The sequence below is a fragment of the Actinoplanes sp. NPDC051470 genome, assembly GCF_040682035.1.
GTDB lineage: Bacteria > Actinomycetota > Actinomycetes > Mycobacteriales > Micromonosporaceae > Actinoplanes.
Map to the genome: position 1 here is coordinate 133,915 of NZ_JBFBAA010000010.1, position 21,956 is coordinate 155,870.

The 21,956-nt window shown below is 70.9% G+C and carries 16 protein-coding genes; 11 read left to right on the forward strand and 5 right to left on the reverse strand.

What is annotated here, in order from left to right; genetic code table 11:
* The first annotated feature begins 15 nt into the window (after positions 1 to 15).
* The gene (locus AB0M54_RS19505; protein WP_364319350.1) at positions 16 to 1,713 is read left to right on the forward strand and encodes a sulfatase; all 1,698 of its coding nucleotides are present in this window, start codon (positions 16 to 18) and stop codon (positions 1,711 to 1,713) included.
* Positions 1,714 to 1,780: 67 nt separating this feature from the next.
* Here the strand turns inward: AB0M54_RS19505 and AB0M54_RS19510 are convergent, their stop codons facing one another.
* Positions 1,781 to 2,728, reverse strand: coding sequence for a sulfite exporter TauE/SafE family protein (locus tag AB0M54_RS19510; RefSeq protein ID WP_364319352.1), 948 nt, complete (start codon positions 2,726 to 2,728; stop codon positions 1,781 to 1,783).
* Positions 2,729 to 2,842: 114 nt separating this feature from the next.
* Here AB0M54_RS19510 and AB0M54_RS19515 point away from each other — a divergent pair, with 114 nt between their 5' ends.
* Complete coding sequence (locus AB0M54_RS19515) at positions 2,843 to 5,632, forward strand: glycosyltransferase (protein WP_364472852.1); 2,790 nt, start codon at positions 2,843 to 2,845, stop codon at positions 5,630 to 5,632.
* On the opposite strand, the gene AB0M54_RS19520 is transcribed toward AB0M54_RS19515, so the two are convergent.
* A complete protein-coding gene (locus AB0M54_RS19520; RefSeq protein WP_364472854.1) occupies positions 5,629 to 5,847 on the reverse strand; it encodes a hypothetical protein in 219 nt (72 codons plus the stop codon). The two genes, AB0M54_RS19515 and AB0M54_RS19520, sit on opposite strands and share 4 nt — an antisense overlap.
* Between AB0M54_RS19520 and AB0M54_RS19525 the strand changes: the two genes are divergently transcribed.
* Positions 5,840 to 7,156 (forward strand): MFS transporter, encoded by a 1,317-nt coding sequence (locus tag AB0M54_RS19525; RefSeq protein ID WP_364472856.1) that lies wholly within the window; start codon positions 5,840 to 5,842, stop codon positions 7,154 to 7,156. The two genes, AB0M54_RS19520 and AB0M54_RS19525, sit on opposite strands and share 8 nt — an antisense overlap.
* A gap of 987 nt (positions 7,157 to 8,143) precedes the next feature.
* Here the strand turns inward: AB0M54_RS19525 and AB0M54_RS19530 are convergent.
* Together AB0M54_RS19530 and AB0M54_RS19535 are read right to left on the reverse strand one after the other, a co-directional pair.
* Positions 8,144 to 9,256, reverse strand: coding sequence for a glycosyltransferase (locus AB0M54_RS19530; RefSeq protein ID WP_364472858.1), 1,113 nt, complete (start codon positions 9,254 to 9,256; stop codon positions 8,144 to 8,146).
* Positions 9,257 to 9,260: 4 nt separating this feature from the next.
* Positions 9,261 to 10,250, reverse strand: coding sequence for a glycosyltransferase (locus AB0M54_RS19535; RefSeq protein WP_364472860.1), 990 nt, complete (start codon positions 10,248 to 10,250; stop codon positions 9,261 to 9,263).
* Positions 10,251 to 10,426: 176 nt separating this feature from the next.
* Between AB0M54_RS19535 and AB0M54_RS19540 the strand changes: the two genes are divergently transcribed.
* From AB0M54_RS19540 to AB0M54_RS19565, 6 genes are all read left to right on the forward strand, one after another.
* Positions 10,427 to 11,572 (forward strand): LCP family protein, encoded by a 1,146-nt coding sequence (locus AB0M54_RS19540; RefSeq protein ID WP_364472862.1) that lies wholly within the window; start codon positions 10,427 to 10,429, stop codon positions 11,570 to 11,572.
* A 78-nt stretch (positions 11,573 to 11,650) separates the two neighbouring features.
* On the forward strand, positions 11,651 to 12,778 hold the full coding sequence (locus AB0M54_RS19545) for an ABC transporter substrate-binding protein (RefSeq protein WP_364472864.1): 1,128 nt from the start codon (positions 11,651 to 11,653) through the stop codon (positions 12,776 to 12,778).
* Position 12,779: 1 nt separating this feature from the next.
* Entirely contained in the window at positions 12,780 to 13,631 is an 852-nt protein-coding gene (locus tag AB0M54_RS19550; protein WP_364472866.1) for an ABC transporter permease, read from the forward strand.
* On the forward strand, positions 13,619 to 14,407 hold the full coding sequence (locus AB0M54_RS19555) for an ABC transporter permease subunit (protein ID WP_364319367.1): 789 nt from the start codon (positions 13,619 to 13,621) through the stop codon (positions 14,405 to 14,407). The genes AB0M54_RS19550 and AB0M54_RS19555 overlap by 13 nt, the downstream gene beginning before the upstream one ends.
* Before the next feature lie 58 nt (positions 14,408 to 14,465).
* Positions 14,466 to 15,497, forward strand: coding sequence for an ABC transporter ATP-binding protein (locus AB0M54_RS19560; protein ID WP_364319369.1), 1,032 nt, complete (start codon positions 14,466 to 14,468; stop codon positions 15,495 to 15,497).
* Positions 15,498 to 15,510: 13 nt separating this feature from the next.
* Entirely contained in the window at positions 15,511 to 18,480 is a 2,970-nt protein-coding gene (locus tag AB0M54_RS19565; RefSeq protein WP_364472867.1) for a glycoside hydrolase family 38 C-terminal domain-containing protein, read from the forward strand.
* Here AB0M54_RS19565 and AB0M54_RS19570 read toward each other — a convergent pair.
* Positions 18,464 to 18,604, reverse strand: a complete 141-nt coding sequence (locus AB0M54_RS19570) for a hypothetical protein (protein ID WP_364319373.1) — start codon at positions 18,602 to 18,604, stop codon at positions 18,464 to 18,466. The two genes, AB0M54_RS19565 and AB0M54_RS19570, sit on opposite strands and share 17 nt — an antisense overlap.
* A gap of 225 nt (positions 18,605 to 18,829) precedes the next feature.
* On the opposite strand from AB0M54_RS19570, the gene AB0M54_RS19575 reads away from it, so the two are divergent.
* Positions 18,830 to 21,013 carry an alpha-galactosidase gene (locus AB0M54_RS19575; protein ID WP_364472869.1) on the forward strand — a complete coding sequence of 728 codons (2,184 nt, stop codon included), beginning with the start codon at positions 18,830 to 18,832 and terminating at the stop codon, positions 21,011 to 21,013.
* Between the two features lies 1 nt (position 21,014).
* Positions 21,015 to 21,947: a sugar ABC transporter permease gene (locus AB0M54_RS19580; RefSeq protein WP_364319378.1), complete on the forward strand. Its 933-nt coding sequence runs from the start codon at positions 21,015 to 21,017 to the stop codon at positions 21,945 to 21,947.
* The last annotated feature ends 9 nt before the right edge of the window (positions 21,948 to 21,956 follow it).

A 21,956-nucleotide genomic window follows, 5' to 3' on the forward strand; every position in this document is an offset into this window, starting at 1 on the left:
GAAGGATCTGGTTCTGTGTCTGTTCCCGTCCTGTCCGCCGAGCGGTCCGAGGATCGGATGACCCCGGAAGCCGGCGTGAAGCGGCCCACCTGGCGGCGCGTCGTCGCGGGTGCGCTCACCGCCCTGGCCGGCGTGCTGGTGTTCCTGGCCCTGGCCACCCCGAACAACGTCAGCCGGCTCCCCGAGGGGTCGAACACCGCTCAGGCGTTCATCCGCATCCCGATCGAGGCGCTGATCGGCATCGCCGTGCTGCTCGTGCTGCCCGCCCGCGTCCGCCGGGTCGCGGCGGTCGCCGGCGGTGTGCTGCTCGGCCTGCTGACCGTGGTCAAGGTCATCGACATGGGCTTCTACGCGGCGCTGGCCCGGCCGTTCAACCCGGTGCTCGACTGGGTGCTGCTGGACGACGGCCTCAGCTTCCTCGGCGACTCGATCGGTGACACCCTGGCCAAGTTCGCCGCCGTCGGCGCCGGTCTCGTGCTCCTCGGCGTACCCGTGCTGATGGGTTGGGCCGTGCTCCGGACCACCCGCTTCGCCGAACGGCACCGCCCGGCGGCCGAACGCAGCGTGCTCGCGCTCAGCGCCGCCTGGGTGGTGCTCGCGCTGCTCGGCAGCCACTTCGTCTCGACCGTGTTCATCTCGTCGGACGCCGCGGTCACGCTGGCCCGCGAGACCGCGCAGAAGGTGCCCGACGGGATCCGCGACAAGCAGGCGTTCGCGGCCGAGGCGTCGGTCGACAAGTTCCGCACCACCCCGCCCGACCAGTTGCTCAGCGGCCTGGCCGGCAAGGACGTGATCTTCACGTTCATCGAGAGCTACGGGCGCAGCGCGGTCGAGGACCCGGACTACGCGGCCGGCATGGACGCCACCCTCAAGAGGGGCACCGAGCAGCTCACGGCGGCCGGTTACGGCACCCGCAGCGGCTGGCTCACGTCCCCGACCGCGGGCGGCGGCAGCTGGCTGGCCCACTCCACGTTCCAGTCCGGGCTGTGGATCAACAACGAATCCCGCTACCGTACGCTCACAGCCAGCGACCGCATGACGTTGACCAGCGCCTTCGGCCGTGGCGACTGGCGGACCGTCGGCGTCGAGCCGGGCCTGACCTACGCGTGGCCCGAGGGCCGGTTCTACGGGTACGACCAGATCTACGGCGAGCAGGCGCTGAACTACCACGGCCCGAAGTTCAGCTGGGCCACCATGCCCGACCAGTTCACCCTGGAGCGGTTCGAGCAGCTGGAGCACAGCAAGCGGGACCGGGCGCCGCTGATGTCCGAGATCACCTTCGTGTCCAGCCACACGCCGTGGGCGCCGATCCCCGACCTGGTCGACTGGGACCAGCTGGGCGACGGCTCGATCTTCGGCCCGATGACCGCGAACGACCCGGGCCCGGGCGAGGTGTGGAAGGACGAGAAGCGGGTCAAGGCCGAATACCTGCGCTCGGTCCAGTACTCGGTGGACAGCCTGGTGTCCTACGTGCAGAAGTACGGCGACGACGACCTGGTGCTGGTCTTCCTCGGCGACCACCAGCCGTCCCCGATCATCACCGGGCAGAACGCCAGCCGGGACGTGCCGATCAGCATCGTCGCCAAGGACCCGGCGGTGCTCGACAAAGCCGGCGGGTGGCAATGGTCGTCCGGACTCAAGCCGCTGCCCAGCACGCCGGCCGCCCGGATGGACCAGTTCCGCGACATGTTCCTCGGCACCTTCAGCCGGTGACGTCCCTTCCGCCATCCGATGCATGAAAGGGGACGCCCCCAGCGCCCCCCTTCATGAGCCTCGTCGATCAGGCCGAGGCCTTCGCGCGCTCCTCCGGCTCGCCGCCGTGGGCCGCGGCCTCCGCCTCGGCGACGATCGCCTTCTCCTCGTCGGCGTTCTTGCGGTACTGGAGGAAGGAGTAGACGACCGCGGCCGCCCAGACCACGTAGATGACGCCGTAGACCGTGTAGCGGGCGGCGTCCGGCGCGTCGATCCAGTCGCTGCGCAGCAGCGTGCGGATGTTGGTCAGGATGATGACGCCGCCGACCAGCGAGCCGAGCACCCGCGGCGGGACGAGCCGGACCAGCCACGCGGCGATCGGCGCCGCGATGACGCCGCCGAGCAGCAGCATGAGGACCCAGGCGAAGTTCACACCCTCGGAGCCGATGCCGACGATGAAGCCGATGCTGGCCGCGATCGCGACCAGGAACTCGCTGGTGTCGATCGAGCCGATCGTCTTGCGGGGCTCGAGCCGGCCGCTGGCCAGGATCGCCGGCGTGCCGACCGGGCCCCAGCCGCCGCCACCGGTGGAGTCGACGAAGCCGGCCACCAGGCCCAGCGGGGCCAGGAACCGCTTGCGCAGCGGCTTGCCCAGGTGGCCCTTGGGCAGGCCCTGGGTGGTGAAGCGGATGAAGACGTAGAGGCCGAGGGCCAGCAGGATGATCGACATCAGCGGGGCGGCGGTCTCGGTGGACAGGCCCGACAGGAACGTGGCGCCGGCGAAGGCGCCGATCGCGCCCGGCACGCCGATCTTGAGCACGACCTTCCAGTCGACGTTGCCGAACCGCCAGTGCGCGACGCCGGACACCAGCGTGGTGCCGATCTCGGCCAGGTGGACGGTGGCCGACGCGGCAGCCGGGTTGGTGCCGATGGCCAGCAGCAGCGTCGTGGAGGTCACGCCGTAGGCCATGCCGAGGCTGCCGTCGACGAGTTGCGCGCCGAGGCCGACCAGGGCCAGCAGGATCAGCTTTCTCATGAGTCGGTCCCATCGGGGCAGTAGGTTTTCTAATTCCTACCCTGCCAGTCGGCTTAGGGCAATAGGGCGTCCCGGCTGATGGACCCGCGGCCGCACCCGTAGAATCGCCGCATCATGCCTAACGGTCGCGTCGTGATGCTGGTGGACAACGGTGTGCGGGGCGACTCCCGGGTGCAGAAGGCGGCGAGGTCGGCCGCCTCCGCGGGCTGGGAAGTCACCCTGTTGGGGTGCTCCCCGACCGCGGTCGAGGAACGCTGGCGCCTCGGTGACGCTGAGGTGCGGCTCCTGCCGCTCGACGGCGGCGGCGGCGGTGCCGGTCCGGGCGGACCGGGCGGCCTCAAAGGACGCCTCCTCGCCCGCGGCGGGCTGCCGCTGCGGACGGCCCGGCTGGCCCGGCGCCCGGTCGAGCTGGCCCAGGTGCGCTACTACGGCGCGACGCTCGGCGACCGGTCGTGGCGCCGGCTCGAGCCCGGGCTGTGGACCTACGAGAAGGCGTTCGGCCAGGTCATCGACGAGCTCGCACCCGACCTGATCCACGCCCACGACACCCGGATGCTCGGCGTCGGCGCCCGCGCCAAGGAACGCGCCCGGGCCGCCGGCCGACCGGTGCGGCTGGTCTGGGACGCGCACGAGTTCCTGGCCGGGGCCCGGCCGCGCCGCGACAACGCCCGCTGGCTTCCGGCCCACCTGGCCTACGAACACGAGTACGCGACCGCCGCCGACGCCGTGGTCACCGTCTCCGACGGGCTGGCCGAGCTGCTCCAGCGCGAACACCACCTGCCCGCCACGCCCGGGGTGCTGCTCAACGCGCCCGAGTTCGGCGAGCCGGCCGATGACGTGCCCGACCTCCGCGAGCTGTGCGGGGTCGGCCCCGAGACGAAACTGCTCGTCTACAGCGGGTCGGCGTCACCGCAGCGGGGCATCGCCGACGCCGTCGAGGCGATCGACCAGCTTCCCGGCGTACACCTCGCCCTGGTTGTCGAAGACCCCTCGAAAGCGCCGCGGCACGAGCGGGTGCACGCCGTCCCCTACGTGCCGTACGACCAGGTCACCCGCTTCCTGGCCGGGGCCGACGCCGGGCTGATCCCGATCCACCACTGGCCCAACCACGAGATCGCCCTGATCACCAAGTTCTTCGAGTACGCGCACTCGCGGCTGCCGATCATCGTCAGCGACGTCCGCACGATGGCCAGGACGGTCCGGGAGACCGGCGTCGGCGAGGTGTTCCGGGCCCGCGACTCGGCCGACCTGGCTCGCGCCGCCCGCGAGGTGCTCGCCGATCCCGCGCGCTACCGGGCCGTCTACGACGGGCCGGACAGCCCGCTGCCCGGCTGGACCTGGGCCGCGCAGGCCGAGAAGCTGGACGCGCTCTACCACCGGCTGCTCGGCCCGCCGGACGTCACCGTCGTGCTGGCCGTACACGATGTCATGCCCTATCTCACCGAATGCCTGGAATCGCTGGCCGCGCAGAGCATCGGACCGGCCGGCATGGAGATCGTCGCGGTCGACGACGGCTCGACCGACGGCAGCGGGGCCGAACTCGACCGGTTCGCCCGGCGGTGGGCCGGCCGGATGACCGTGGTGCACCAGCCCAACTCGGGCGGCCCGGCCCAGCCGTTCAACCGCGGCCTGGAGGCGTCGACCGGCCGGTACGTGTTCTTCGCCGGCGCCGACGACCGGCTCGGCCCCGAGGCGCTCGAGCGGATGGTCACGGCGGCCGACGAGTGGGGCTCGGACGTGCTGCTGGGCAAGGTGGTCGGCGTCAACAGCCGGCACATCTTCCAGGACATCTTCGTCCGCGACGAGGCCGACCTCGACCTCTTCGACTCACCGCTGCCGCGCTCGCTGGCCAACACCAAGCTGTTCCGCCGGTCGCTGCTCGACTCCGTCGGCATCCGCTACCGCGAGGACATGCGGATCGGCTCGGACTTCCCGTTCACGCTGGCCGCGTGCTTCCACGCGCGGCGGGTGTCGGTGCTGACCGGGTACGACTTCTACTACGCGGTACGCCGGTTCTCCGGCACCAACGTCACCTATCAGAGCCGGCAACCGCTGCGGGTGCAGACCGCCGAAAAGATTGTCGGGTACGTCGCCGAGCTGCTCCCCGCGGGCAAGAAACGCGACGCGCTGATGGTCCGGCGTTTCGACCACGAGCTCGCCCGGCTGCTCGAGGATGATCTGCTCGGGCTGGACCGGGCGACGCAGCAGATGGTGCACGACTCGATCGGCTCGATCGCCGCCGACCACCTGACCGACGAGATCGCCGCGCAACTGGCGCCCGAGACCCGCGTCCGGCTGACCGTGGCGCGCGACGGCGACCTCGACGACCTGCTGGCCGTGATCCGGCAGGACGCGAAGCACGGCCTGCCCAAGACGGTCGAGCGCGGCGGCCGGCGCTATGCCGCGTACCCCGGCTTCGGTCGCCTCCCGGACGAGGACTTCGACGTCACGAGCATGCCCGACTGGGACGCGAAGCTCGACGTCACCGCCGCGGTCTGGCACCGCGACCAGCTCGTGCTGACCGCCACCGGCAACGGCGCGGCCGACCTGTCGGCCGGCGCCGAGGAGATCGAGGCGCGGGTCAGCCGGGCCGGCCAGCGCGTGGAGATCCGCTTCGACCTGCCCGCATTGATCGCCGCCAGCGACACGACCGGCCAGCGCCGGATTCTGTCGGCCCAGGTCGGCGCGTACGACCCGATGAAGGCGCCGGGCCGGTTCAACGCGACCGGCGCGGCGGGCGGGGCGGCGCTGCGTGCCACCAAGCTCGACCGGCCGCGCCCGCGGGTGCTGCTGGCCGGCCGCCCGTCGGTCGTCGCCCTGGTCACCGAGGGGTCCGGCCGCCTGCTGATCTCGGTCATCCCGCTCAACGCACGGCAGATCGCCGCCCGCGTCACCAAGCGCTAGCTTCCCGGCGTCTTGCCGTAGACGAGGCGCAGGATCCCGTCGGTGAGCGTGTCGAGCAGCTCTTCCTCATCGAAGGCACCCGGGTTCGCGTACACCTCGGCGAAGGTGATGCTGCGCAGATGGACGGCGAGCTTGGCGAGCAGGTCGGGCGGGCCGCCCACGGTCCGGCCGGCCCGCGCGTCACGCGCGATGCGTGCGCTGAACTGGGTGGTCACCGCCAACCTGCTCGCCGCCGCGGTGTTCACCCCCATGCTCGGCCGGCTCGGCGACCTGCACGGCCGGCGTCCCGTCATACTCGGCGTGCTGATCGTGGTGCTGCTCGGCTCGGTGCTCGCCGCCACCACCTCCAGCCTCCCCCTGCTCCTGGCCGGCCGGGTCGCCCAGGCGGCCAGCTTCGGCCTCTTCCCCCTGGCCATCGGCCTGCTCCGCGAGGAACTACCGCCGCAGCGCCTGACCGGCGCGATGGCCCTGGTCAGCGGCATGCTCTCGGTCGGCGCCGGTTTCGGCCTGGCCGTCACCGGCCTGCTGATGCGCGACGGCGGCGACTACCACCAGCTGTTCTGGCTGGCCGCCGCCCTCACCGCGGTCGGCCTGGCCGGGGTCTGGCTGCTCCCCCGCCGCGCCGGGGTGGCCACCGGCGGCCTCGACTGGGCCGGCGCCGCCCTGCTCGGGCTCGGCCTGGTGCTGCTGCTCCTCCCCCTGGAGGAGGGCAACGGCTGGGGCTCGGTCCCGGTGCTCGGCTGCCTGACCGGCGCGGTCATCGTCCTCGTCGGCGTCGTCCGGTTCGAACGCCGGGTCACGCACCCCCTGGTCAGCACGCGGATGCTCACCCACCGCGCGATCGTGGTGGCCAACGCGGCCGGCCTGTTCCTCGGCTTCTCGATGTTCGCCGTCTTCCTGGCCGTCTCCGCCCTGGTCCAGACGCCGCCCGCGGTCGCCGGCTACGGCTTCGGCGCCTCGGTGCTCGCCGCCAGCCTGGTCTACCTGCTCCCCGGCACGGCCGGCGGCATCATCTCGGCGCCCCTCGGCGGCCGTCTGGTCGCCCGCTTCGGGGCGAAATCCACCCTGGTCATCGCGGCCGTGCTGGCCGGCGCCGGCTTCACCATGCTCGCCGCGCTGCACGCGTCAACCTGGCAGGTCATCGTCGGCGCCCTGATGGTCAACACCGGCGTCACCTTCGGCTACGCGGCCCTGCCCGCCCTGATCGTCGCCCAGGTCGAGCCGGCCGAAACCGGCATCGCCAACAGCGTCAACTCGATCGCCCGCTCGGTCGGCATGTCCCTCGGCACCGCCTTCGTGGTCACCATGATGACCCGCAACCCGATCGCCGGCCCGGTCCCGCTCCCCCGCGAGTCCCAGCTCGTGACGGTCTTCATGGTCGGCGCAGCCTTGGCCGCGATCGCCGCCGTGGTGGTCGCCCGAGCCCTCCCCCGAGCGCAGCCACCCAAGCTCACCGTCCCCGAGGTCGAGGCCGACGAGGTGTACGGCGCGGCCGGCCTCGACGTCCCGGTCCGCCAGCCCTGACGCAGACGCCTGTCGCCTGTCGCCTGTCGCCTGTCGCCCGTCACCCGTCACCCGTCACCCGTCACCCGTCACCCGTCGCCCGTCGCCCGTCGCCATCTTCTCCCCGGGGCTCTTTTGCTCTGAGCGCGTATAGGCAACACCCATTTGTTCTGAGCACATAGGCGCATCACCTCGGCCTTCGCTCTGGCAGGCGATGCCTACGTGGGCTCAGAGCAGGAACAAGGGTGTTGCGTATACGCGCTCAGAGCTGGCGTGTCACCCCGGCGTGTCGCGGATGACGGGCAGCGTGATCAGCGCCTTCGCGTGGAGCCGGGTGTTGCCTATACGCGCTCAGAGCAAAAGGGCCGCGGTGGTGCATGTATGTGCTCAGAGCAAAGCGCCGCGAGGATGTCCGCTGTGGAGGGACAGTCGGCACGGGTTCCGATGACCGCTGCGGCGGAGACGGCGGAGACGGCGACCGCAGCGGCTCCGGGACTCTGCGACGCGGGACCGAACGAGCTCAGCGCGGCCCTTGCGCTGTAACGGCGCTTCGCAGGAACATGTCGGGCTTCTCGCCCCACTCGTCATGCTCCGCGGCCAGCTCATACCGATCGGTTAGTTCGATCAATACCTTGGTGTACGGGAGTTCGTCGTCGGTCTTTCCGCGGTGGTCCTGGTGTTTGATTGAGGCGTGCCTCCAGCGGAGCGGGCGGTAAACCTGGACCTGGCAGCCGGTGACAGCTTCTCCAGCTCACGCCGGTCGAGTGACATGACGCGAGCATGGCATGCAGCTCCGCCTCGAGCCGGGAGCCTCAAGCCGGCATGATCGCGAGGTTGAGGCGATCACGACCCGGTCGGCACACCGGCCGGCACGAGGCCGAGTGTCGTGAGCATTCGGCGAAGCCCTTTTGCTCATGCGTGACCGGCGCCGATCAGGTTGTCGCGGAGGTGGCCGCGCTGGTCCACGACCTGCTGTGTCTGCCCGGCGTCACCAGCACCGGGGCTGGATCATGCAACGGACCGGGGTGCGCCTGGGCGGATGGCCTTCTGCGCCAGTGAGTCGTAGAGGTCTTCGAGTTTGGCGGACTGCTTGACCAGGTCGAAGTTCTCCACCACGTGGGCGCGGCCGGCGGCGCCCAGTTTGGCTCGCAAGGCGTCGTCGGCCAGGAGGTGCTCGATGTTGGCGGCCAGGGCCGCCACGTCGCCCTCGTCGCCGAGCAGGCCGGTCTCGCCGTCGAGGACGGCCTCGGGGATGCCGCTGTGGCGGGTCGCCACGACCGGGAGGCCGTAGGCGGCGCCCTCCAGGATGGTGGTGGGCAGGCCCTCCTCGTCGCCGTCGGCGGCGGTTCGGGACGGGACGGCGAGCATGCGGGAGGCGGCCAGATGTGCGGCTACCTCGTCGGGTGGCAGGGAGCCGGTGAAGGTGACGTCGAGGCCGGAGGCGGCGGCTCGGAGGTCGGCCAGGAGGGGGCCGTCGCCGATGATCACGGCCTTGGCGGGTGTGCGGCGCAGGGCGGTCAGGAGGTCCGCTACGCCCTTCTTCTCGACCAGGCGGCCGACGAAGGCCACGTCCCAGCGTGGGGTGGTCGGGGTCAGGGACGCGGGCAGGGGGATGCCGGTGTGGTGGACGCGGACGCGGTCGGGGTCGGCGCCCAGGGACACGGCTCGGGTGCGGATGCGGTCGGAGACGGCCAGGATCACGCGGGCGCGGCGGAAGACGTCGCGGAGGTTGCGGCGATAGCGGATGCCCAGCGGGCCGGGGGTGTTGGGCTGGCGGGTGACGTCGTGGCCGTGGACGGTCAGCACCAGGGGGGCGCCGACCGCGGCGGCCGCGCGGGCGACCAGCCAGCCGTCGCCGCCGAAGTGGGCGTGGACCACGGCGGGGTTGAGCGTACGCAGGGCGGCCGTGAGACGAGGCGACGAACCGGTCAGCCGCAGGCGCAGGAAGCCTTTGCCGTCGGGGAACGCGATCACGTCGGAGGGCAGCGACAACGCCGACGTGATGCGGGTGGCGCCGAGGTAGGCCGGCGACCACCGGGTCAGGTAGGCGCCGTGGTTGCGTACGAAGGTCTCGGAACCGGGCAGCAGGGCGCTCCGCCAGACCACCACGGGCCGGCCCACGGGATCAGCCGACATCTACCCGCGCGGAGCGCTTGGCCTGGGCGGGCACGGACGTGGGGGTGGCGGTACGGCCGAGCACCCTGTCGCGGAGGCGCGACCGGATGCCGGGCGGCAGCGCCCAGATCTGCAGGAACGTCACGTAGTCGATGATTCCAGGTCGCCCGTAGCCGCGCGCCTCGGCCAGGATCTCGCGGAAGACGGCGAAGCTTCGGGTGGTCGCGGCCATCGAGGACATCACGCTCATTGTGAACGCGGCGTACGCGCGCGGCGTGAACAACGTCTGGTTGGCGCGCAGCCACTTGAGCTGTTCGCGCCAGGGTGCGGTCAGGGTGATCCGTTCGCGGTCCTCATCCTGGTGCCAGAGGACCAGCGGCTCGGACGCGTAGACCAGCTCGGCGCCCTCCTGCTGCAGCGCCCGCAGCGTCCAGTCGAGTTCCTGCTGGCGGCGCAGGCCGACGGTGAACGGCACCAGCCGGAACAGCTCGGCCGGCGCCATGATGGTCGAGGTCTGGATGAACCCGTCGCCGTAGAACAGGCCGCGGCGTACGGTCAGGTATTCGCTGATCGGCTCGTCGGGGCCGGGCAGCCGCCGCGGCATGATCGAGTCGGCGCGCGGCGTGCGGTTGATCAGCCGGCTGGCCACGACCGGCAGCGCCGCCGTCGACGCGGCCGCGGCGGCGAGCTGAATCTCCAGCTTGGACGGCAGCCACTCGTCGTCGTCGTCGAGGTAGGCCACCCACTTACCGGTGGCGGCCCGGGCGCCCTGGTTGCGGGCGTTGGGCGCGCCACCCTTCTCGGGGAGCGTGATCACCCGGACCCGCACGTCGCCGAGGGCGGCCAGGGCTTTCTCGGTCGGCTCGTCCGGACCATCGATCACCACGACCACTTCAAGGTCGCCATGGGTCTGCGCGAGCGCGCTGCGCACCGCCCGGACGACGAGATCGGGGCGGAACCTGGTGGGCACGACAACGCTTACGTCCGGATTCGCAGACATCCGCGCCACTATAGGGACTTCGGGCGTCGCGGTGGTGACAACTAGCCGACTGTCCGGTCCGTTTTCACTACGGGAGTGTGAACTTCTGGATAACTGACAACCGATCGGGTGACAGCAAGCGTCTAGGAACCGAGATCTTTCCGCCCGCGACGTCCGCCGCCCCGAGGAGCCCTTCGTTGTCCAAACGCCGTACCCCTCGCTGGGCTCTTGTTCTTGTCTGGATCGGCGCCCTGCTGGTGGTGGGCAGCGGTGGCGCCGTCGCCGCGATGAAGGCGACGGTCAGCTCGGCGACCAGGACGGTGACCAAGCAGAACCTGCTCGGGTCGGTGCGCAAGGCGCCCGAGCGGGAACACGTGTCGGTCACCGGGGCCAAGAACATCCTGCTGGTCGGCGTGGACACCCGGAAGAACCAGGACCCGTCGGCGCTGACCCGCTCCGACTCGATCATCCTGCTGCACATCCCGGCCTCGCATGACGCCGGCTACATGGTGTCGCTGCCGCGGGACAGCTACGTGTCGATCCCCAAGTACGACAACGGCGCGGTTCCCTACCCCGGCGGCAAGGCGAAGATCAACGCGGCGTTCGCGTTCGGCAGCCGCGGCCTGACCGGGCCGAAAGCGCTGTCCGGCGGCTTCGAGCTGCTGGCGCTGACCGTGAAGAAGCTGACCGGGATCACCCCGGACGCCGGCGCGATCATCGACTTCGAGGGCTTCGCGGACGTCGTCAAGGTGCTCGGCAAGGTCTGCATGTACGTCGACGAGACCACCAAATCGGTGCACAAGGGGCGGAACAACAAGACCGGCGAGCCGGCGGTGCCGTACAAACTGAACACCGACGGCACGATCCGCCACAAGATCTCGGGGACCACGCCGAACACGTACAAGAAGGGCAATCACTGCTTCAACCCGACCGAGGCGCTCGACTTCGTACGGCAGCGCGACCTGCTCGAGAACGGCGACTACGACTACGGCCGGCAGCGCCACCAGCAGCAGTTCCTGCGCGCGCTGATGAAGCAGGCGGTGGACGACGGGCTCAGCTCGCCGCAGAAGCTGCCCGGGCTGCTCCAGGCGATCGGCCGGACGATGACCGTGGACGACGGCGGCATCCCGCTGGAGGACTGGGTCTTCGCGATGCGCGAGGTGAAGCCCGACGAGCTGGTCACGCTCAAGACGAACGACGGCGAATTCCACAGCGACGAGATCCCCGGCATCGGCAGCGTTGAGATCTTGACCGAATTGAGCCTTCAGATGCTCAAAGCGGTACGCAACGATGACCTGGCGGCATTCATCCGGTCGCACCCCGAGGTCGTGGCCCAAACCTGAGTCACTGGTCAGCTGAAGTTTGCCTAACCGCCTACTGCCCTCGGCCAAGATCAACGCTGACCCCCGAGGAGGATTTCAGTGCGGACCCTTGCACGTTCAGCCGTCGCCGTCGTGGCGGCCACGGCTCTCGCGGCTACCGCGGCTTGCGCACCACCCGAGGACAAGGACTCGGGCGGCGGCGCGTCCGGCACCGCCGCCGGGACCGCGGCGTCGGCGGCCGACCTGGGTGGCCTGGACGCCCTGATCGCCGAGGCCAAGAAGGAGGGCCAGCTCAACGTCATCGCGCTGCCCCCGGACTGGGCCAACTACGGCGAGATCATCAAGGCCTTCGGCACCAAGTACGGCATCAAGGTCAACTCGGCCCAGCCGGACGCGTCCAGCCAGGACGAGATCAACGCCGCCGACCAGCTCAAGGGTCAGGACAAGGCGCCCGACGTGTTCGACCTGGGCGGCGCCGTGGCCGGCGCCAACACCGCCAAGTTCGCGCCGTACAAGGTGTCGGCCTGGGCCGAGATCCCGGACAACCTGAAGGACGCGAGCGGCGCCTGGACCAACGACTACGGCGGCTACATGGCCATCGGGTTCGACAGCTCCAAGGTGCCCGCCCCGGCGAGCGTGACCGACCTGCTCAAGCCCGAGTACAAGGGCAAGGTGGCCCTGAACGGCGACCCGACACAGGCCGGCGCGGCGTTCTCCGGCGTGGTCATGGCCTCGCTCGGCAACGGCGGCTCGGCCGACGACATCGCGCCCGGCGTCGAGTTCTTCAAGAAGCTGAAGGCGGCCGGCAACTTCCTCCCGGTCGACCCGACCCCGGCGACCATCGAGTCGGGCCAGACACCGGTGGTCATCGACTGGGACTACCTGAACGTGGCCCAGGCCAAGAAGACCCCGGCCTGGAAGACCGTGGTGCCGGCCGGCGCCGTGGTGGGCTCGTACTACGTGCAGGCGATCAGCAAGGACGCCCCGCACCCGGCCGCGGCGCGGCTGTGGCAGGAGTTCCTCTACTCCGACGAGGGCCAGAACCTGTGGCTGAAGGGTGGCGCCCGCCCGGTGCGGGCCGAGGCGATGGACAAGGCCGGCACGATCGACAAGGCCACGTACGCCGCGCTGCCCAAGACCGAGGGCACGCCGGTGTTCCAGACCGACGCGCAGACCACCAAGGCCAAGGAATACCTGACCGCCAACTGGGCCAAGGCCATCAGCTGACGTGCTGGGTATCGCGAAAAGAGCGCTCGGCACGGTCCCGTTCTTCGCCTACGTCGCGATCTTCCTGATCACCCCGACCCTGGTCGTGGTGGTCGGGGCGTTCGCCGGCGACGAGGGTGGCGTGACCCTGGCCAACGTCCGGGCGCTCGGCCAGGGCTACATCCTGGACGCCTTCGGGCGCAGCATCCTGCTGTCCGCGAGCACCGCGCTGATCGGCGCGGTGCTCGGGGCGCTGCTCGCGTACGCGCTGGTCACGGCCAAGCCGGGCGGTCTGCTCCGGCGCGCGGTGACCGCCGCGTGCGGGGTGCTGGCCCAGTTCGGCGGCGTCACGCTGGCGTTCGCGTTCATCGCCACCATCGGCCTCTCCGGCTTCGTCACGGTGTTCCTGCGTGACGCCGCCGGCGTGGACCTCTACGCCGGCGGCGTCTGGCTGTTCGAGCTGCCGGGCCTGGTGCTCGTCTACACGTACTTCCAGATCCCGCTGATGGTGATCGTCTTCCTGCCGGCGCTGGACGGGATCCGGCCGCAGTGGCGGGAGGCCGCCGAGAGCCTGGGCGGCACGACCTGGGTCTACTGGACGAAGGTGGCCGGCCCGCTGCTGGCGCCGTCGTTCCTGGGCAGCACGCTCCTGCTGTTCGCCAACGCCTTCTCCGCGTACGCCACCGCGGCCGCCCTGGTCAGCCAGGGCAGCCCGATCATCCCGCTGCAGATCCGCGGCGCGCTGACCAGCGAGGTCGTGCTCGGCCAGGCCAACGTCGGCAAGGCGATGGCGCTCGGGATGATCGTGGTCGTCGCGGTGGTCATGACGCTCTACGCCCTGCTCCAGAGGAGGACGGCGCGATGGCTCGGCTGACGTTCCGAAGGCGCCAGAGCGTCTTCCGATGGGTCGTCCTGGGTCTGCTGGGCGTGTTCTTCGTCCTCCCCCTGGTGGCGATGGTCGAGTTCACCACCCGTGGCGACCAGAAGACCTGGTCGACCCTGGTCGACTGGCCGCAGCTCAGCGAGACGTATCCCGACCTGGCCGACGGCATCGTGATGTCGCTCGGGCAGGCGGCGCTGACCGCGGTGCTCATGCTGGTGCTGCTGGTGCCGACCGCGATCTGGGTACGCCTGCGGCTGCCCGGCCTGCGCCGGCTGGTCGAGTTCCTCTGCCTGTTGCCGCTGACCATCCCGGCGATCGTGCTCGTGGTCGGGCTGGCGCCGGTCTACGCGTGGGTCAACTACCTGATCGGCGGCTCGTCGCTGACGCTGACCTTCGCGTACACGATCCTGGTCCTGCCGTACGCCTACCGATCGATCGACGCGGGCCTGTCGGCCATCGATGTCAGGACGCTGGCCGAGGCGGCCCGTAGCCTGGGCGCGAGCTGGTTCACGGTGATCACGCGAGTCGTCCTGCCGAACATCCGCTCGGCGGTGCTGTCCGCGGCGTTCCTCACGGTCGCCCTGGTGCTCGGCGAGTTCACCATCGCCTCCCTGCTCAACCGCACCAACCTTCAGGTGGCGATCAACCTCCTGGGCAAGAGCAGCGCCACCATGTCGGTGGCCGTCTCGCTGGCCGCCCTGCTGCTGGCGTTCGTGCTGCTCCTGCTGCTGTCCCTGGTCGGCGATCGAAGGAAGAAGGCGTCATGATCGAGCGAAGCGAGCATCATGATCGCGGTCTTGTCATTTTCCGGTTGGGAGACACTGCATGAGCGGCGTCGCCGTACATCTGCAAGGCCTGCGGCGCACCTTCGGCACCGTACACGCGCTCGATGGTCTTGATCTGGAACTGCACCCGGGCGAGCTGATCGCGCTGCTCGGCCCGTCCGGCTGCGGCAAGACCACCGCCCTGCGGATCCTGGCCGGGCTCGACGACGCCGACAGCGGCAAGGTCGTGGTGGACGGCAAGGACATCACCCGGCTGCCCGCCAACCGGCGCGACATGGGCATGGTGTTCCAGGCCTACAGCCTGTTCCCACACCTGACCGCCCGGCAGAACGTCGAGTTCGGCCTCAAGCTCCGCGGCCGCGAGAGGACGACCGGACGGGCGACGGAGATGCTCGAGCTGGTCGGCATCGAGCAGCACGCCGACCGCTACCCACATCAGCTCTCCGGCGGCCAGCAGCAGCGGGTCGCGCTGGCCCGGGCGCTGGCCATCCGACCCAAGGTGCTGCTGCTCGACGAGCCGCTGTCCGCGCTCGACGCCAAGGTCCGGGTGCAGCTCCGCGAGGAGATCAAGCGGATCCAGACCGAGGTCGGCACGACCACGCTGTTCGTCACCCACGACCAGGAGGAGGCGCTCGCCGTCGCCGACCGGGTCGGGGTGATGCGGGCCGGCCGGCTGGAGCAGCTGGGCGCGCCGGCCGACGTCTACCTCTCCCCCGCGAGCGCGTTCGTGGCCGACTTCGTCGGGCTGAGCAACCGGCTGCCCGGCGTCCTCACCGGCGAGGGCGTCGAGGTGCTCGGCACCACGCTCCCCCTGGTGTCGCCGGCCACCGGGGCGACGAACGTCACCGCCCTGGTCCGGCCCGAGTCGGTCGACGTGGTGCCCGACCCGGCGGGCGCCGGGAAGGTGCTCACGGCGAGCTTCCTCGGGCCGTTCAGCCGGGTGATCGTCCAGGTCGGTGACGACCTGGTGACCGCTCAGGTGGCGTCCGGAACCGTCGCCGACCTGGCCCCCGGCACCCCGGTCCGGGTCGAGTTGCGGCCGGTAGCGGTAGCGCTGGAGGGCATTTCCTGACCAGTATCGGAGCATGCACTCCGAGGACATCACCCAGCATCGGCTCGACCGCGCCCTCCGTGACCGCCTGCTCCCGGCCGTCGCCACCCCGGTGGCAGACGTCGAGGTGCAGGCGTGGGAGGTGCGTGGCGAGCCGATCCCGTTCAAGGTCGCCAAGGAAGCCGACTACCACCCTTTCCCGATCGGCGGCCGGTGGGGCCGGCCGTGGGACACGACCTGGTTCCGGCTCACCGGCACGATCCCGGACGACGCCCGCGGTGGTCGCGTCGAGCTGGAGGTCGACCTGGGCTGGGCCGGCGAGCAGATGCCCGGGTTCCAGTCCGAAGGGCTGGTGTACGCGGCCGACGGCACCGTGATCAAGGCGGTCGAGCCGCGTAACACCTGGATCCCGCTGCCCGGCGAGGGCCCGGTCGAGCTCTACCTGGAGGCGGCGGCCAACCCGAAGTTCTTCGGCAACGGCATTTCCCAGTTCGCCCCCTCACCCCTGGGCGAGCGCTCGACGGCGAGCGACGACCCGCTCTACACGCTGGACGCGGCCAGGATCGTGGTCCGCGACCTGGCCCTGGCCGGCCTGGTGCACGACATCGAGATGGTGGCCGGGCTGCTCAACGAGGAGGGCATCGACATCACGCTGCGGGCGCTGGCCACCCGCGCCCTCGACCGGACGCTCGACCTGCTCGACGCGTACGGGACAAGCGATGTTGATCTTCTTCGTGAGCCGCTGGTCAAGGTGCTCGAAGCGCCGGCCAACGCCAGCGCGCACACGGTCAGCGCGGTCGGCCACGCGCACATCGACTCGGCCTGGCTGTGGCCGCTGCGCGAGACGCGGCGCAAGGTCGCCCGCACGGTGGCCAACGTGCTCCAGCTGATGGATGAGAACGAGGACCTGGTCTACGTGATGTCGGCCGCCCAGCACTGGGCCTGGCTCCGCGACGACCACCCGGCGCTGTTCGAGCGGGCCAAGCAGCGGGTCGCCGAGGGCCGGTTCGTGCCGGTCGGCGGTCAGTGGGTGGAGTCCGACACCGTGCTGCCCGGCGGCGAGGCGATGGTCCGGCAGTTCACCGAGGGCGCCCGGTTCTTCCGCGAGCAGCTCGGCCACGAGACCCGGGTGGCCTGGCTGCCCGACTCGTTCGGCTACTCCGGCGCGCTGCCGCAGATCGTCCGGCAGGCCGGCATCGACTACTTCCTGACCCAGAAGATCTCCTGGAACCGGGTCAACCGCTTCCCGCACCACACCCTGGAGTGGGTCGGCATCGACGGGACCTCGGTGTTCACCCACTTCCCGCCGGCCGACACGTACAACGGCGAGGTCACCGTCAAGGAGCTCAACTACGGGGCCCGCAACTTCAAGGAGAAGGGCGCGGCCACCCGGTCGCTGCTCCCCTTCGGGTTCGGCGACGGCGGCGGTGGTCCGACCCGCGAGATGCTCGCGCGGGCGCGGCGGGCCGCCGATCTGGAAGGCGTCCCCCGGGTACGGCTGGAAGCGCCCGAGGCGTTCTTCGACGCCGCGCGGGCCGAGCTGCCGCACCCACCCCAGTGGTACGGCGAGCTCTACCTCGAGCTGCACCGGGGCACGCTCACCTCCCAGGCCGGGATGAAGCGCGGCAACCGGCGCAGCGAGCACCTGATGCGCGAGGCCGAACTGTGGGCGACGACCGCGGCGGTGGCCGGGGTGGCCGACTACCCGTACGACCGGCTCCGCGAACTGTGGCAGACCGTGCTGCTGCACCAGTTCCACGACATCCTGCCCGGCTCGTCGATCTCCTGGGTGCACCGGGAGGCCCGCGAGACGTACGCCGCGCTGGCCGCCGAACTGGGCACGCTGATCGAGACCACCCAGAAGGCCCTGGCCGGCGCCGGTGACAACGCTGTCGTGTTCGACGCCACGGCCGGCGCCGCCACCATCCAGTCGCCGGTGCCGAGCCGCCGGGCCGAGGTCGACGGCCGGACCCTCCGGACGGACCGGACCGAGGTCACCTTCGCCGAGGACGGAACCATCGCCTCGCTGGTCGACGTGGCCACCGGCACCGAGGCCATCGCTCCGGACGGGCGCGGCGCCCGGCTCCAGCTGCACCCCGACTATCCCGCCCACTGGGACGCCTGGGACATCGACCGGCACTACCGGGAGACGGTCGAGGACGTCACCGAAGTGGTGTCGTTCGAGACCGGGGTGGCCGCCGACGGCTCGGCGTTCGCGGTGGTCGAGCGGGCGTTCGGCCGGTCGGCCGCCAGGCAGACGTTCACCGTACGGCCCGGCCAGGCCGGCGTGGAGATCCGCGTCGATGTCGACTGGCACGAGCAGCACCGGTTGCTCAAGCTCGGTTTCGACGCCGACGTGCACGCCGACCGGGCCCGCTTCGAGACCCAGTTCGGGCACGTCACCCGCTCCACCCACGACAACACGTCCTGGGACGCCGCCCGCTTCGAGGTGGCGGCGCACCGCTGGGTGCACGTGGGTGAGCCGGTCGGGGTGGCGCTGGCCAACGACGCGACGTACGGCCACGAGGTGCGCCGGGTGGCCCGCCCGGGCGGGGGCATGGCCACCCAGATCCGGGCCACGCTGGTGCGCGGGCCGAAGTTCCCCGACCCGGACACCGACCAGGGCAAGCACACGTTCGGGTTCCGGTTCGTCCCGGCGGCGTCCCCGGCCGACGCGATCGCCGCGGGCTACCAGCTCAACCTGCCGCCGTCGACCCGCACCGGCGGGCGCGGGGTGCCGGCGCTGGTCCGGCTGGAGGGCGACCCCGGCGTGCTGATCGAGGCGGTCAAGCTGGCCGACGACCGCTCCGGCGACGTCGTGGTCCGGCTCTACGAGTCGCTGGGTACGCCGGGCCGCACGACTGTGAACACTTCGTTCGAGGTGGCCGGCCTCGTGCGGACCGACCTGCACGAACGTCCGCTGGCCGGCTCGAGCGAGAACGAACGTTCTTTCTCTCTCCGGCCGTTCGAGATCGTCACGCTTCGGATCAAGCGGGCGAGCTGATCACCGACGGCGCCGCAACCGAGTCGCGGGCGCGCAACCTCATCACGAGCTTGTGCACCCGCGGCTCGGCCGCCCCGGTTGCGCTGGTCTCGGCGAGCAGCAGTTCGATTGCTCGGCAGCCCATGTCGAAGTACGGCGTAGACGAACCGGTCGACGCCGCGGGCCAGCAGCGCCCGGATGGCCGACTCCTCCAGCTCGTCGACGCCCTCGCTGTCGGCCATCAGGACCACGTGGCCGCGTTCGGTGGCGGCCGAGATGCAGCCGCGGATCATCTTTGACACATTGATGAAACACGGCACAGACTCGCGCTAAAGATTTAGCCGCTCGGAGGTCGCCGATGCTTGTCGCGTTGTCCGCTGCCGGTGTCACCGTGCTCGTCGACCTGCGCGACGGGCGATTGCCCGCGATCGTCCACTGGGGCGCCGAGCTGCCCGGGCTGGACGCCGCCGAGGCCGAGGCGCTGGCCGACGCGGCCGAACCGGTGCTGGGCAGCAACAACGTCGAACCGGTGCCACGGCCGTCGGTGCTGCCCGAGCACCACCTGGGCTGGACCGGGCGGCCGGGCATCCGTGGCTCGTACCAGGGCCGGGGCTGGTCTCCGTTCTTCCGCACGACCGTCGTACGGGTGAACGGCGAGCCGGTGGACGGCTTCGTGGCGAGCGGGCCGGGCGTGCTCGAGGTGACCGCCACCGACGGCGACCGGCTCGGCCTGACCGTCGTCCTCGAGCTGCTGCCGAGCGGGCTGCTCCGAGCCAACGCCACGCTCACCAACCACGCCGACGACACCTACCAGCTGGACGACCTGGTGCTGGCCTTCCCGGCGCCGGCCGAGGCGGCGGAGTTGCTGGACTTCGGCGGGCGGCACAACTTCGAACGGCGGCCGCAGCGGCGACCCCTGACCACCGGCACCCACCTGCGCGAGAACCGGAAGGGCCGGACCGGGGCGGACAGCGCCTACCTGCTGCACGCCGGAACGCCCGGGTTCGGCTTCGCCGACGGCGCGATCTGGGCCGTGCACACCGCGTGGAGCGGCAACCACACGCACTACGCCGAGCGGGTCTTCACCGGCGAGCAGGTGCTCGGCGGCGGCGAGTTGCTGCTGCCCGGCGAGGTGCGGCTGGGCGCCGGCGAGAGCTACCGGAGCCCGTGGCTCTACGGCGCCTTCGGGACCGGGCTGGACGAGGTGGCCCGGCGCTTCCACCGGCACCTGCGCGCCCGCGAGCCCCGGGTGTCGCCCGACCGGCCGGTCACGCTGAACGTCTGGGAGGCCGTCTACTTCGAGCACGACCTGGACCGGCTGCTCGACCTGGCCGAGCGGGCCGCCGCCGCGGGCGTCGAGCGCTACGTGCTGGACGACGGCTGGTTCGGGAGCCGTCGCAACGACCACGCCGGGCTGGGCGACTGGGTGGTCTCGGCCGACGTGTGGCCGCGCGGCCTGCACCCGCTGATCGACCGGGTGCGCAAGCTGGGCATGCAGTTCGGGCTGTGGTTCGAGCCGGAGATGGTCAACCCCGACTCCGATCTGGCCCGGGCGCACCCGGAGTGGATCATGGCGGCTCGCGACGAGTGGCCGGTCGAGTCCCGGCACCAGCAGGTGCTCAACCTCGGCCTGCCGGAGGCGTACGAGCACGTCAAGGGTCAGATCCTCGCCATCCTCGACGAGTACGACATCGGGTACGTCAAGTGGGACCACAACCGCGACCTGATCGAGGCGGGCACCCAGCCCCTCGGCGGCCGGCCCGGCGTCCACGAGCAGACGCTGGCGTTCTACCGCCTGCTGGACGAGATCCGGGCCGCGCACCCGGGGCTGGAGATCGAGTCGTGCTCGTCCGGCGGCGCCCGGGTCGACCTGGGCGTGCTCGAACGTACCGATCGCGTCTGGGTCTCGGACAACATCGACCCGCACGACCGGCAGTCGATGCTGCGCTGGACCACCCAGCTGGTCCCGCCGGAGTACCTGGGCGCGCACATCGCCTCGGGCGCCTCGCACACCACCGGCCGCCGCCACGACCTCGGCTTCCGCGCGGCCACCGCGATCTTCGGCCACCTCGGCATCGAGTGGGACCTGGCCAAGGCGACCGAGGCCGAGTCGCGGGAGCTGGCCGGGTGGATCGCGTTCTTCAAGGAGCACCGCGGCCTGCTGCTCGGCGGCGACCTGGTGCGGATGGACACCGCCGACCCGAACGTGCTGGTGCACGGTGTGGTGTCGCCGGACCACGACCACGCGCTGTTCGCCCTGGTGACGCTGGACAGCGTGGCGCCCGACCCGCCCGGCCGGCTGCGGTTGCGCGGGCTCGACCCGGCCCGCCGCTACCGCATCCGCCCCCGGTTCGTCGGCGCGGCGCAGTCGGCGCCGTCGCACGGCACGGGCGCCGGGTTCGGGACCGGGCCGGCGTGGTGGGGCGCCGCGAACGAGGGCGTGACGCTCAGCGGCGCCGCCCTGGAGCACGCGGGGCTCGCCTTCCCGCGGATACGACCTGACCAAGCCGTGCTGTGCAGCGTGGACGCACTGGGGGCCACGCCTAAGGAGTGAGATGGCCACAACGACGACAAGGAGTCCGGCTGCCACCGGAACGACCACCGCCCCACGAACACCGAAGCGCCGCGATGACACGCGGCTCGCCCTCCTCTTCATCCTGCCCGCGCTGATCGGCTTCCTGGTCTTCATGGTGTGGCCGACCCTCCGCGGCATCTATCTCAGCTTCACCAAGTTCAACCTGCTCACCCCGCCGGAGTTCAACGGGCTGGACAACTACGTGCGGATGGTCCAGGACCCGGTGTTCTGGAACTCGCTCGAGGTCACCATCTGGTACGTCTTCCTCAACATCCTCTTCCAGACGATTCTGGCGCTGGTCATCGCCGTGATGATGCAGCGGCTGACCAAGCGCACCTGGCTGCGCGGGATCGTGCTGACGCCGTACCTGGTGTCCAATGTGGTCGCCGCGATGATCTTCCTCTGGGTCCTGGACTATCAGCTCGGCATCGGCAACAAGCTGCTCGAGGTGATCGGCGTCGAGCGGATCGCGTTCTTCTCGTCCGAGGCCTGGGTGATCCCGACCATCGCGGCGGTCAACGTGTGGCGGCACGTCGGCTACACCGCCCTGCTGATCTTCGCGGGTCTGCAGACCATCCCGGAGACCATGTACGAGGCCGGGCGGATCGACGGCGCCAGCGAGCCCCGGATGTTCCGCAGCATCACCGTCCCGTTGCTGCGGCCGATCCTGGGGCTGGTCCTGATCATCACCGTGGTCGGGTCGTTCCAGGTGTTCGACACGGTCGCCATCGCCACCCGCGGCGGGCCGGTCGACTCGTCCCGGGTGCTCCAGTACTACATCTACGACGTCGCGTTCGGCCGGTTCCAGTTCGGCTACGCCTCGGCCATGTCGGTCGCGCTGCTCATCGTGTTGATGATCATCACGTTCCTGCAGTACCGGCTCACCCGGGCCGCCACGTCGGATCTGAACTGAGAGGCGGGC

Excerpts from the sequence above, each read along its gene's own strand:
- AB0M54_RS19560 (WP_364319369.1), top strand. The coding sequence starts at position 14,466 with ATGAGCGGCGTCGCCGTACATCTGCAAGGCCTGCGGCGCACCTTCGGC.
- AB0M54_RS19510 (WP_364319352.1), bottom strand. The coding sequence starts at position 2,728 with ATGAGAAAGCTGATCCTGCTGGCCCTGGTCGGCCTCGGCGCGCAACTC.
- AB0M54_RS19555 (WP_364319367.1), top strand. The coding sequence starts at position 13,619 with ATGGCTCGGCTGACGTTCCGAAGGCGCCAGAGCGTCTTCCGATGGGTC.
- AB0M54_RS19535 (WP_364472860.1), bottom strand. The coding sequence starts at position 10,250 with ATGTCTGCGAATCCGGACGTAAGCGTTGTCGTGCCCACCAGGTTCCGC.
- AB0M54_RS19580 (WP_364319378.1), top strand. The coding sequence starts at position 21,015 with ATGGCCACAACGACGACAAGGAGTCCGGCTGCCACCGGAACGACCACC.
- AB0M54_RS19515 (WP_364472852.1), top strand. The coding sequence starts at position 2,843 with ATGCCTAACGGTCGCGTCGTGATGCTGGTGGACAACGGTGTGCGGGGC.
- AB0M54_RS19565 (WP_364472867.1), top strand. The coding sequence starts at position 15,511 with ATGCACTCCGAGGACATCACCCAGCATCGGCTCGACCGCGCCCTCCGT.
- AB0M54_RS19570 (WP_364319373.1), bottom strand. The coding sequence starts at position 18,604 with ATGGGCTGCCGAGCAATCGAACTGCTGCTCGCCGAGACCAGCGCAACC.